Source organism: Deltaproteobacteria bacterium (genome assembly GCA_016210005.1).
Classification (GTDB): Bacteria; Desulfobacterota; Binatia; order HRBIN30; family JACQVA1; genus JACQVA1.
In genome coordinates, this window is the sequence record JACQVA010000127.1 from 1 (window position 1) to 12,222 (window position 12,222).

At 64.8% G+C, this 12,222-nt stretch carries 9 protein-coding genes; 4 read left to right on the forward strand and 5 right to left on the reverse strand.

Annotated elements, in window-relative coordinates:
- Together HY699_11855 and HY699_11860 are read right to left on the reverse strand one after the other, a co-directional pair.
- Positions 1–3,332, reverse strand: a 3,332-nt coding sequence (locus tag HY699_11855; GenBank protein ID MBI4516495.1) for a PKD domain-containing protein, incomplete at its 3' end; no start/stop codon positions are given.
- A 290-nt stretch (positions 3,333–3,622) separates the two neighbouring features.
- The gene (locus HY699_11860; GenBank protein MBI4516496.1) at positions 3,623–3,907 is read right to left on the reverse strand and encodes a hypothetical protein; all 285 of its coding nucleotides are present in this window, start codon (positions 3,905–3,907) and stop codon (positions 3,623–3,625) included.
- A 186-nt stretch (positions 3,908–4,093) separates the two neighbouring features.
- Here HY699_11860 and HY699_11865 point away from each other — a divergent pair, with 186 nt between their 5' ends.
- The 3 genes from HY699_11865 to HY699_11875 all read left to right on the forward strand — a co-directional run bounded on the left by HY699_11865 (position 4,094) and on the right by HY699_11875 (position 7,853).
- On the forward strand, positions 4,094–4,486 hold the full coding sequence (locus HY699_11865; GenBank protein ID MBI4516497.1) for a response regulator: 393 nt from the start codon (positions 4,094–4,096) through the stop codon (positions 4,484–4,486).
- A 129-nt stretch (positions 4,487–4,615) separates the two neighbouring features.
- Positions 4,616–6,472: a hypothetical protein gene (locus HY699_11870; protein ID MBI4516498.1), complete on the forward strand. Its 1,857-nt coding sequence runs from the start codon at positions 4,616–4,618 to the stop codon at positions 6,470–6,472.
- Positions 6,465–7,853, forward strand: coding sequence for a sigma-54-dependent Fis family transcriptional regulator (locus HY699_11875; protein MBI4516499.1), 1,389 nt, complete (start codon positions 6,465–6,467; stop codon positions 7,851–7,853). The genes HY699_11870 and HY699_11875 overlap by 8 nt, the downstream gene beginning before the upstream one ends.
- A 54-nt stretch (positions 7,854–7,907) precedes the next feature.
- Here HY699_11875 and HY699_11880 read toward each other — a convergent pair whose 3' ends face one another.
- From HY699_11880 to HY699_11890, 3 genes are all read right to left on the reverse strand, one after another.
- Positions 7,908–8,975, reverse strand: coding sequence for a DUF4921 family protein (locus HY699_11880; protein ID MBI4516500.1), 1,068 nt, complete (start codon positions 8,973–8,975; stop codon positions 7,908–7,910).
- A gap of 84 nt (positions 8,976–9,059) precedes the next feature.
- The gene (locus HY699_11885) at positions 9,060–10,742 is read right to left on the reverse strand and encodes a glycosyltransferase family 39 protein (protein MBI4516501.1); all 1,683 of its coding nucleotides are present in this window, start codon (positions 10,740–10,742) and stop codon (positions 9,060–9,062) included.
- A 22-nt stretch (positions 10,743–10,764) separates the two neighbouring features.
- Complete coding sequence (locus HY699_11890) at positions 10,765–11,553, reverse strand: NAD-dependent protein deacylase (protein MBI4516502.1); 789 nt, start codon at positions 11,551–11,553, stop codon at positions 10,765–10,767.
- 122 nt (positions 11,554–11,675) lie between these two features.
- Here HY699_11890 and HY699_11895 point away from each other — a divergent pair, with 122 nt between their 5' ends.
- Positions 11,676–12,221 carry a hypothetical protein gene (locus tag HY699_11895; GenBank protein MBI4516503.1) on the forward strand — a complete coding sequence of 182 codons (546 nt, stop codon included), beginning with the start codon at positions 11,676–11,678 and terminating at the stop codon, positions 12,219–12,221.
- Position 12,222 lies beyond the last annotated feature (1 nt).

Here is a 12,222-nt window from a genome sequence, read left to right on the forward strand (position 1 = left end):
ACGGCGAGCATGCCGCCGTCACCCCAGTTCACGGTCACCATCACGGTGTCGCCTGACACCGTTGGGGTAACCGTTTCGACCCAGTTCGTGTCCAACGCGCAGGTGGCGCTGATCGTCGGCGGCGGGTCGGCGGCATAGACGGTTACGCTAACCGACTTAGTGTTGGAGCTGTACTCGACGCCATCCTTGACCGTCAGCGTCACCGTTCTGGTGCCGGCGCTGCCATACGGGTGCGAGGTGGAGACGCCCGAGCCATAGGCAGCGCCGTCACCCCAGTTCCACTCGTACAAGCAGCTGCCGCTGACACAGGACGATGCCGCGGCGTTGACGTTGACCGTCAGGCCGCTCGTTGTGTAGCCGAAGCTCACATAAGGTTTGGTATGGTGGATATCCGCGGCGAAGCTCTTCGCCGCGGCTTCGGTCATGGCGCCGTTGCCCACATAGCTGCCCATGCTCGAGTCATGGCACTTGCCGCAGGCGTATTTCACCGAGAGCGCGTTGGTGGCGACGTTGACGGAGTCGCCGTTGACTCTCGTGATGGTGGTTGCCGCCGGGTTGATCTTGAAGATGTGCGTCTTCACATCACCCATCCGGCCCCAGGCCCCGTCCGGCGATTCGTTGGTCGCCGACTTCGTCGCCTCAGCCATGTGGCAGTCGACACAGGTGGTGTCAGCCATCGGGTATTTCAGCGTCTTGCCCGGGTGGCAGCTATCGCAGGAGACGACCGCACCCCTTTCCTCCGGCGACTCGTCGTTGTCGCTGATGTTCAAGGCCGCTGCGACGACCCCTGTCACTTTGTGTGACCGCGTGTGCGGCTCGTGGCAGTCCACGCAGTCGCGTGAGGCATGGGCGCCGTCGAGCTTGCAGACTTCCCCAGCCTCACATACGCCGTCGTTGTCGCCGCCGGCGGCCCCGTTGTCCTCGATCTTCAGGCCGACTAGTTCGTTGTACTGCTCGTGGTGTTGAATGTAGTCGCCGGATATCTTCGCCCCGTTGGTAAGAATAGCGGGGTTTGCATCACCGCCGCACTCTGCCCCCTGGCCGGCGGTGTTTTCCGCCCTGATGTGGCACTTACCGCAGGCGTCTTTCGATGTACTGAGGCCCATGTTGTTCCCGGACGGGTCCTTGACGTGATTCACGCCCGTGCCGTGGCAGGCCTCACACTGCACGCCAGTGAGGGACCAGGAGCTATAGAATCCGCCGTGGTTCGCCACCGGGCTCATGCCGGTGCTAGCCCAGGGCTCGGTTCGGGCCGGTGAGAGATCGGTCCCCGGATCGGTGTAGCAAGAATATCCGGAGGTCGAGACGATGCCGTTGGTGTTGTGACAGATAGCGCACTCGTACTTCTTGGACTGACCCGAAGAGGAGCCGTAGGTGGACCAGTCGGCCCGTTTGCTCGCGGGATCGAGAGTCGGGTCGGCCGCCAGCATGTTGAACTGGGCGGCGTAGCCACCGACCAACGAGGCGGCGGACCAGACGTATCCGCTCTTGTCGTCACCGGTGCTGTCTTTGATTCCCCACCTGGCCTTCCAGCCGAAGCCGCCGATCACATAGTTCACGGCGGCCCAGTCAAGCTTGCCGTCGCTGTCGCTGTCGATCTGGCTCGTTGGCACGCTGGCATCGGCATTGAGCGCGGCGACGGACACGATCGTATTGTCCCCGCTGCTGGTGAGCAGAGCCGAAAGCGGGTCCGAACTGCCAGTCGGGGTTGCCCCGGCGGTCATCCTGACCTTGTACGGATGCCCGGACTTGGTGAATTCGTCGTACTCCGCGGCATGGCAACCGGCGCAGGTGGTGGAGCCGACATAACCGCTGTCGATGCCCGTCACGTTGTGATAGCCGGTTGACTCCGTCTGTGCCGTCGCCTCGTCCGTCGGGCCGGCGATGACGGAACCGTAGATGTTGCTGTCGTGGCACTTACCGCAGGCGTACTTGGGCGTGATGTAGTTCTGCGCCACGTTAGTGAAGCCATTGCTTCGCACAATGCTCGATCCCGTCGGATTGATGTCGAAGATGTGGGTCTTCAGATCGCCCTTGCGGCCCCAGCCCGCCGTCGAGTAGTTGATAGCCGTCTTCGTAGCCTCGGCCATGTGACAGTCGACGCAGGTAACGGAGGCATGATCGCCATGCTTTCCGGTCGGGTTCGCCAACGCACTGGCCGCGTCCGCATCCGCCTGCGCCTTGTGACAGTCGGCGCACTGTTTTCGGATCGCACCGGGCTCCGGATTGGTGTTGTCGCCAGTGATGCCGAGGGCCGTTGCCACTGCTCCGATGACGCCCACGGCGCGCTTGTGGGGGTCGTGGCAGGTGACGCAGGTCAGCGACTGGTGGACGCCGTCCTCACTCAAGCCGTGCATCTCGTTGTACTGTTCGTGATGATTGATGAAGGGATCGGCGATCTTGGCGCCGTTGGTCAGGATGGCTGGATTCGCATCCCCGCCGCATTCGGCACCGGTGCCGGCGGTGTTCTCCGCGCGGATGTGGCACTTGGCGCAGATCTCGACGCCGCCGGACAGCGTAAGTACGCTTTGCGTGACGGAAGCACCCGCGTCCGCGTGCCCGGTACTACCGGCGTTGCTGCCCTTGCCGTGACAGGCCTCGCACTGGACGCCGTCGAAGGTCCACTGGCTTCTGTAGCCGCCGATCTTGCAGGCTTCACCGGTCTCACAAACGGTGTCGTCGTTGCCGATGCCGTCGCCAGCGATTTCCTCGAGTTCCATGCCCGGGTTCGTCAACAATGGCTCGGAACGGTTGGAGGTGAGGGGGTCGGTGTAACAACTGTAGCCGTAGGTAAAGATCGACCCGTTCGTCTGGTGGCAGGTGGCGCATTCGTTCTTCTTGTCCGTATTCGCGTTGTATGCGGACCAGGAGCCGTTCTCGAGGTTGTACTGGCTGGTTCCGGTCCAGACATAACCCGTCTTCACAGCGGCGGGGTCATTCACTCCCCATCGGATCTTCCAGCCGTAGCCGCCGATCGCATAGTTGATGGCCGACCAGTCGAGATTCAAACTCCCGTCGCAGACAATGAGTCCATCGCCGCAATCCTCACCCAGCGTCAACGTGTCCAGGCCCAAGCCGGGCGGCCTCGGAAACAGGCCCGTGAGGGGGTCTGTGGGGAGGGAGCCGCCGGTGTGCCGGTACTTGTAAGGGTGGCCGGTCTTCTGGAAGCTCATCTTGTTCGTCGCCGCAGAGCCGTCATGGCAGGTCAGACACGCGGCGGTGCCCACATAGCCGCCGTCGATGCCGCTGGCATGCGCCGACGCGGCGAGGAAGACGAACAAACACGCCGCCATGTAGTGGACTGGCGACAGCTTCTTGCTCGGTTTCTTCATGATGCCTCTCTCCTTTTCGCCTTCCTTCAGACCTCTCACAGTCGCCCGATCGGAGACTCGGACGCCATCCGATGGAGCGCTCGGGCCACAACCACCGCCGACCTTGCCCCGCAGCGCCTCACCGCAAGACACGTGCCTTGGCCATCGCGCAAACCGGCGTTGCGAGCACGCCGCCCGAACCGAAACGTTTGTCACGTAGCTGTGACAGATAAGGAGATTGAAAGAACCGCTCTCGATGCAGAACTTCGGCGCATAGCGTGTCACATCGATGAGACGGCTGAGGTTCCGATTCACACCGACGTGACAGATGGCTGTGTACCGCGAAAGGCCTTGGGGTTGAGGCTGTGCTTCTTGAGCAGGCGGTACAGGGTGCCGCGAGGAAGCTGCGCCTCGCGCGCCGCAGCGGCAACGTCCCCGCAGTGGCGCTCAAGCAGGCCCGCAATAAACTCTCGTTCAAACGCAGCTAATCGCTGCATTCGCAAGGCAAAGAAGCCTCCTGGCCGTTGGCCTGAGTGGCTGGGATCATTCGCGGCTGGCGCTTGATTACCGGCAAGGGAAACATCATCGAGGATCATCGCCATACTCACTTGGGCAAGCTTGGGTCACTTCCAAGCCGCAAGCTCCGTGCCGAGCAGTTGCACGCGATGACAGGGCACGACGGTTGCTGCCACGACGTGCAAAAGGCGCCCGACGAAGCCTGAAGGTTAGGTTGCCAGGGCGAGGGCGGGTCTATCTCCGCTCGCTCGTGACGAGAGGGAACGATGGCGAAGGTGCTCGTGATTGACGACGAACCAATGATTCTCTGGCCAATCCAGCAAGTGCTGGGCGCCGCTGGCCATCAGGTCTGCGTCGCCGAGAGCGCGGCGCAAGGGTTGAGGTTGTTTCAAGAACAGCGTCCCGACGTGATCCTTCTCGACATACGGCTGCCCGATGTAGATGGTCTAACGATCTTGCGACGGATCGTTGCTGAAGGCGGACCACGAACCGCCGTGATCATGATGACTGCCTTCGACGACTGGGGTGCGAACCGGAGCGCGGCCATGAGTCTGGGTGCCGCCGCATACCTCGCCAAGCCCTTTGATTTCGAGAAGCTCGACACGATAGTCCGAAAGACGCTCGCGGCGCAGCCAGGTGCGGATCGCCCAGGCCGATGACGTGACCCGGCGCACCCCCTAGTGAAGCTCGCTCTCCGCCGCGGCCCCGGGGTTTAGCATCGAGGCGCACGAGACGCGGGCACGCGGTGTCGTTCCGAGCGCGCCTGTGATAATTGGCCTGCGCGGCAGATGTGGCGCCTATTCATCAAGCGTGGAGTTAGCGAGGGTGAGGCCGGCGGCATTGCCCCCGAGGCCCACTGGTTCATTTCAACCCGTTGGGCCGCCGTAGCGGTCGGGACCATCGTGTCCCTGGTGGCAGGCGCCTACGGCGTGCTGCCGCCGGACGTCTTGGCGCGCCTGCTCATTACCATCGCCGGCTCGGCAGGATTGAACATCGGCTTCGCCATCATGGCGGGCCACGAAGCGTGCAAGCCCTACCTGCTGGCGCTCCAGATGTACGCCGATCTCGCGATCCTGACGATCCTGCTGCACCTCACCGGCGGGGTCGAGAATCCGCTGTGCTTATCGCTCCTGATCCACGTGGCCCTCGGCGGTATCCTGCTCTCACGGCGGCAATGCTACCTGGTCGCCACCGCTGCCAGCGTGATGTTCATGCTGATGGCGTGGGGCGAATGGTCGGACCTCTTGCACCACTATTTCGTTCCTGCCTTGCCGCACGGAGAGCCGGGGTGGAAGGCCGATGCCGCGCAAAACACTTTCTATGTGGCTGGCCTCACCAGCCTGCAAACGGCACTGTTCTTCTTCGTGGCCTACATCGTCACCACTTTGGTAGAGCGCGCGCGCTTCCAAGAGCGCCGGCTCGAAGCCCTGGCGGCGCAGGCGCGGGCCGAGCGCCGACTACTGGAGCAGGCCCTCCAAACCACCGGTACAGCGCTACGAGTCAGCGGCTCGAACCTGCGCTCTCGCTGGATGAATGGCCGCTGGCAAGAATGGTTCGGCACCGGCGATTCCGGGGGCTTGCCGCTTGACCGGGGTTCGGACCGGCTCCGCAGTGGCCTCGCAACCGCGGGCGGCATGCCCGTCGCCGCCGAGATCTCGCAAGCGATTGAGTGCCGGAGCGTGGCGCCGGACGGGATTCGCGTTACTGAAGTCGTCTTGCCGTCGGGAAAAGCAGCCCCGGGCAATGCCCGCAGCGGTCGGCATGACCGCGTCTTTCGTGTCACAATCGCTCCGTTAACCAGCGGCGACGGCCCGGCCGGTGAGTTCGTCGAGTTGGCGCAGGAGATCACCGAGCAGAAGCAGGCTGAAGCCCAAATGATGCGCGCCGCCAAGCTGGCGGCGGTGGGTGAACTGGCCGGCCATGTCGCCCACGAGGTCAACAACCCCATCGCCATCATCAGCGCCAAGGGGCGATTGCTCTTGCAAGACCACCGCGACGAGATGTCGGCCAAGACCGCGGCAGAGGTCAACAAGATCGTGGAATTTGCCGACCGCGTCGCCCGCATCGCCCAGGGGCTGCTTTCCTATTGCCGTCCGTCCGCCGCCGTTCGCACTCCGATCAGCATCCACGCGCCCATTCGTAAGGCCCTGTCGATGATCGAGGAGCGCGCAACCAGCGGCGGCGTGCGCATCGACGAGCGTTTCGGCCAGGCGAGGCCGACGATCCTCGCCAACAGCTCCGAGATGGAGGAGATCTTTCTCAACCTTTTTCTCAACGCCCTCGATGCCATGCCCGCCGGCGGCGTGCTGACCATCGCCACGGCCGGCCCGGACGACCACCGCGGTGAGCCGGCGGCTCCGGCCACACTCGCGCCGGACGGCGCCGCGGCGCCGTCCGTTAGCGTGGTCATCGAAGACACCGGCCACGGCATTGCCGAGGAGGTTCGCAACGAGATCTTCGAGCCTTTCTTCACCACCAAGGAAGCCGGACGCGGTACTGGTCTCGGCCTGGCGATCTGTCTCGGCATTGTCCGCAATCATGGCGGCACCATTGCGGTCGACAGCGAAGTTGGACGCGGCACCAGGTTCACGGTCAAGCTTCCGGCCCACATGCCGAACGAGAGCGTGGATACGCAGTATGTCTAGGGAGCGAGTCCTCATCGTAGACGACGAAGAAGGCATGCTCGAAGTCTGCGCCGATATCTTGGGCAAGCTGCCTGAGACGACCATCACCCTTGAGCGGAGCAGCCGCCAGGCCGCCGAGCTGTTGGCCAAGAACAGCTTCGATCTGCTGATCACGGACATCCGCATGCCCGAAATCACCGGCGTCGAACTGCTCCGGATCGCACGCGAACGCGATCCCGACATTCCGGTCCTGATGCTGACCGCGTTCCCGGCCGTAGAGACGGCCGTCGAGAGCATGAAGCTGGGCGCAGCCGACTACATCACCAAGCCCTTCTTGCCGGACGATCTGCTGGTCACCGCCCGTCGCTTGCTGGACGAGCGCCGCTTGCGCCAGGAGAACACGCTGCTCGGGCGCCAAGTGGAGCGGCCCTATTGCTTCGACGAGATCATCGGTACCAGCCCGGCGATGCAAGTGGTCTTCCAGAAGATCCAGCGGGTCTCCGCCACCGACGCCGACGTCCTGATCCTGGGCGAAACCGGAGCGGGGAAGGAGCTGGTCGCGCGCAGCATTCACCGGCACAGCCTACGGAGCAACGCACGTTTCGTGCCGGTCGACTGCGGCGCGATTCCGGAGAACCTGTTGGAGAGCGAGCTCTTCGGTCACGAGCGCGGCGCCTTCACCGGCGCGCACATGCGCAGCCTCGGGCTCCTGGAACTGGCCGACGGCGGCACCTTCTTCCTCGACGAAATCGGCGAGTTGCCCCTGTCCCTGCAAGCCAAACTGCTGCGGACTCTACAAGAGCGCAAGTTCCGCCGTGTCGGCGGCAAGGAGGAGATCGCCGTTAACGTACGCGTGATCGCCGCCACCAATCGCGACTTGGCGGTCGAGATGCGCGAGCGGCGCTTCCGCGATGACCTCTATTATCGTATCAACGTGGCCCGCATCGAGATCCCGCCGCTGCGCGAGCGCCCCGACGACATTGCACTGCTGATCAATCACTTCGTCGAGCGCTACGCCGGCGAGATGGGCAAGTCCCACGCCACGGTCGATCCGGCGGTGAGCGAAGTGCTCTCGCGCTACCGTTGGCCCGGCAACGTCCGCGAATTGCAGAATGTCGTTAAACGCACGCTGACGATGAGCCACCGTGCCGTCATCTCGCTCGACGACCTGCCCGACGAGATCGTCATCCAGGCCCACGAGCTAGCTGAAGAGAATCACGGCGGGTTCTTCCAGCTGCGGGCGCAGCGGGTGATGGCCTTCGAGAAGGAATACCTCGCGGAGCTGCTCGAACGCTGGCAGGGCGACGTCTCGCGCGCCGCCCGCGAAGCCCGCCTGCCGCGCGGTACGCTCTACCGGCTACTGAAGAAGCACGATCTTAACGCCGACGACTTCCGCGCCTGATCGCCGCCGTGCGTTCCTGGATCGCCGCGGCCACGCCCCGAAACGGCAGTTCGATCACGAGCTGCTTGGCCCGGCGGCTGGCCGGCGGCGCTCGGCAATGGAGGTGGGGCCGAGCAATGTCGACGGCAGGTTGATGGTGCCGCCGATGTTGGAGTACGGATAGTGACGCGCGTTCACATGAGCGTGTACTGGCACACCCAGGCCGTCGTGAATTTCGTAGTCGAGGGAGAGCGGGCCGAGGCTGCTCAAGATCGCTTGGAGCAGATCGGCAAGCGTGTGCAGCTGCGCGGCCGGCAGATCGACTACCCGCCCGCGATAGCTCGGAAGCACGATCTCGTAACTGCGCGGGAAGATGCCGAAGGGGCAGAAGTACGACACCCAGCCGTCACGCCGTTCGAGCACGAAGCCTTCACCATCCATGAAGCGGATGATTTCATCCCACAGCCCGGGCTCGCCGGCGAGCGCCGCGGCTTCGAGCTCGACGGCCGCGAACGGCAGGTCGGAGCCGATCACCTGGCAATGCAGGTGGGGCTGCGAGGCGCCCGAATCGCGGCCCTGGTTCTTGCGCACCAGCACCGCGTTCACCGCCGGGTTGCGATACGCCCGGCGCGCCACCACTATCGCCGCCTCGATCAGGGCACGAAACTGTTCGGGCGGCAGCATCGCGGTGTAAAGAATATCCTCATGGCCGCGCGCATCGTCGGCGAAGTGGCGCGGATCCTCGACCACAACGTACGATTCGTTGCGCCCGCCGGTGCAGCATTCCGGCAAGCGCGGCACGATGTTGTAGAAAGCGCGAATCAGCCAATCACCCCGGGTATGGCTGGCGGCCGCGTGCGCACCGAACACCTGGCTCGGGCTCAGGCGACAGACCTCTTCCATCGTCAAGTGCTCGTTACCGGGGCAAAACGCGCAATCGCGGCGTGCCCGTTCCAATTCCGCGCGCCGCTCGGCCTCGGCCGCCACCGAGTCCGGCGGGGCCGGTCGCAGCGCGGCTTCCTGTGCGCGGCGGATGAAACCACTGCGCTTGAGATGCACATGAGTGAAGTAGGTGATCGCGCGGGTGAAGGGATTGCGCACCCAGACGAGTTGATCGCCGTCCTTGCGGAACTCAACCGGCATGGCCGCATCCAAACTGCCAGCCCCGGCGCGCAGGTGCAACCGTGTTGCACTTGTTCCCGGAAGCCGGCGCCCAGCGGGCGGCGGTTACGGGCTCTGGTTGCTGACAATCCAGCGGTTGCCGATGTGGGCCACGACCCACATCGGCTCGGGCACAATCCCCACCATCGACTGGCGGCCTCGTGCCAGCGGATCGGACACCAGGAAGATGCGCTCAGCGCCGTGCCAGCGGCGCTCCAGTTCAGCCCGGTCGATGAACAGCTCGCCCTGATGCGGCGCCAAGTACGGCGGCGGCACGAAGCCAGCGGGGCGCAGCACGGCCCACTTGCGGCGGGTGTAGAAGAACAAGCCGGCGCCGCTCTGGTACTCGATCGGAGCTTCGTAGACCAAGGTGTCGCCCGCGGCCGCCACGTTGTTAATGACGGCCGCCAGCGGTGCGCTCGAGTTGAACGGCGCCATCATCGTTAGTCCTTGACGCATGATCGGCACCAGCGCGCACATCGCCACTAGCACCGGGCCGGCCGCCAACCGCGGCCGCACCGCGGCCAGCGCCAGCATGGCCACCGCCGCGGCCGTGAAGACGTACCCGGCTAGCCGGCTCAATTCGGGCAGTCCTGTGGCCGCTTCGAGAAAATCGGCCGACGCCAACAGCGGTGGCACCACCAGCACCATCCCGACGCCGGTGCCGATCAGCGGCAGTACGTGCGCAATCAGCAGTGCGCGTCCCAGCCCGTTATGGAAGAGCGCGCCGACCATCAGCGCGCAGGCCGGCAGCGCCGGGATGGCATAGTGCTCTAAGCGCGATCCGGCGGCCGAAAACAAGGCCATCACCGCAGCGGCCCAGCCCAGCACTAATCCGCCCGCCCATCGTCGGCTGAAATCGCCGCGGGGCCGGAGCTTAACCGCGGCCAGCGGAACAAACACCGTCCAGGGAAACAACCGTGCCGCAAACGCGGCCCAGAAATGCCAGAGTGCGATCCCCTCTGAGTCGCGGGGAATCTTGCGATCGAGGAAGAACAGCAGGTGTTGGTTGACGATGTAATCCCAGGCAAAGCCCGCGTGGCGCAGCCCCGCCACCACGTGCCACGGCACAACCAGCAGCGCGAACAGCCACCAGGCGCGTGGGTGCGACAGCGTCCGAACCAGCTCAGCACGACCGGCCGCCAACACCGCCACTACCAGCGCGCCGCCCGGCAGCAGCAGCCCGACTATACCTTTGGCCAGCAACGCCGCCGCCAACGCCACCTGCCAGCTGATCAGCGCCCAACGATCAGTGGGGCATTGCCGCAGGCGGGTACATGCCAGCAACGCCCCGGCAACGGCCGCCGTCAGTAGCAAGTCAGGGCGCACAAAGCGCGCCTCGATCAGAACGCCCGCGGTGCCCAGCCACACCGCCGCGGCATTGAGCCCAACCCACTCGTTCCACAGCGCGCAACCCAGGCGCCACATCAACCACGCCAGCACCAGCGCACTCAACGCCCCCGGCAGGCGCGCGGCTAACTCGCTTACGCCGAAGATCTTATACGACACCCCGATCAGCCAATACGCCAGCGGCGGCTTGTTGAGGAACAGCACGCCGTCAAGCTGCGGGCTGAGCCACTCGCCGCTCTCGACCATCTCACGCGCCACCTCCGCGTATTGCGCGTCGTTGGGGTCGTCCAGCAACACCGGCTCGCCCAGCCCGCTGCCGTAAACCCACGCGGCCACCGCCAGCACAACGACTAGCAGTGCCGCCGCCGCTTTCGGTGGCGCCAGGCGCGCGGCGAACATGTTGCTGCGCTTTACGCCGCTTTCAACCAGCGCGCAGCGCCTTGAGGCGCTCCACCAGCTGGGAGAGCACCTCACCGGCGGGTCCTGCCAGCGTGACCGTGCACAGCGACGAGATTTCGCTTTCGTAGGGATTGATTTCGATCAGGTGGCCGTGCCGCTGCCGCACCGAGAGCGGAAACTGCGCCGCCGGATAGACCGTGGCCGAGGTGCCGGCCACCAACATGCAGTCGGCCCGTTCGCTCTCGTCAAAGCAGCGCTCGAGCACGTCGGGCGGGATCGGCTCGCCGAACGAAACGGTATCGCTCTTCATGATGCCGCCGCATTGCCGGCAGCGTGGCGGCAGCTCGGCCAACGAGACCTCTTCGAACGGCAAGCGCACCCCGCACTCGAGGCAGCGTACCAGCCGGTAGTTGCCGTGAATCTCGGCCACCTGCCGGCTGCCCGCCTGGCGGTGGAGGTCGTCCACGTTCTGCGTGATCAGGCAGCGCAACACGCCAAGCGCTTCCAACTCGGCAAGCGCGTAATGGCCCGGGTTCGGTCTTGCCTGTTGCAGCGTCTGCCACAGCTCACCCATCGGGCCGCTCGGCCGCAGGCGCTCTTCCCACGCCTGGCGCGGATCGGCGAGAAAACGCTGGTAGCCGTTCAGCGGCGGCTCGCCGTGCTTGGTCCACAAGCCGCCCGGCCCGCGAAACGGCGGAATGCCGCTTTCCACCGAGATCCCGGCACCGGTCAGGGCGACCGCATAGCGCGCTGCCGCAAGCAACGCCGCCGCTTGACCAATATGCGCTGCGAGTTTGTCCGCGGTCTCCATCAATCCACTCCGGCGTCCCGCCGCGTTGAGCCCGGCACGGCGATGCAGTATAGGAGGCGCCGTCGGATTACTCAATGTTGCGTCACCGACGACGCGCTGGGGCTCAAGGAGGAGCGGTAACGATGGCGATGGGACGTATGGCAGGCATGATAGTGGTGCTGGCGGCGTCGTCCGCGTGGGCGGTGACGATTGCCGACGAGCAGCGGCTGAAGGACCCGGACGGCGGCAAGACCTTGGCCATCGTAGTGACGTGCAACGAATGCCCAGGCAAGAAGCCGGCCGGAAAGAAGTGCCTCAACGGTACGGCTAAGGGCTTCTGGGAGGGCGCTCCCTGCGGCGAGTGTCTGATCAAGTCCAACTACGGCACCAGGCTGGGCTACCCCTACGACGTGTCGCTCACGGGCACGCTGAAAGACGCCGCCGGCAAGCCGCTGGCCGAGCAGTTCGTCAAGCTGTCGCTGCCCAACGGCTGGACGGTGTTCGGCCGCACGAACAGCGAAGGGCTCTTCCGCCTGATGCTAGGGGCAACGCTGGAGCGGCGCTCGAAGACCCCGCTAACCAAGGAGCTGGGGACCTTTACGCACAAGAAGGGCACCGGCAAAGACAACGCCTTCAACTTCTACATGCTCCCCGAGGATTTCAAACCCTGCGCCGGCAAGGCCAAGTAAA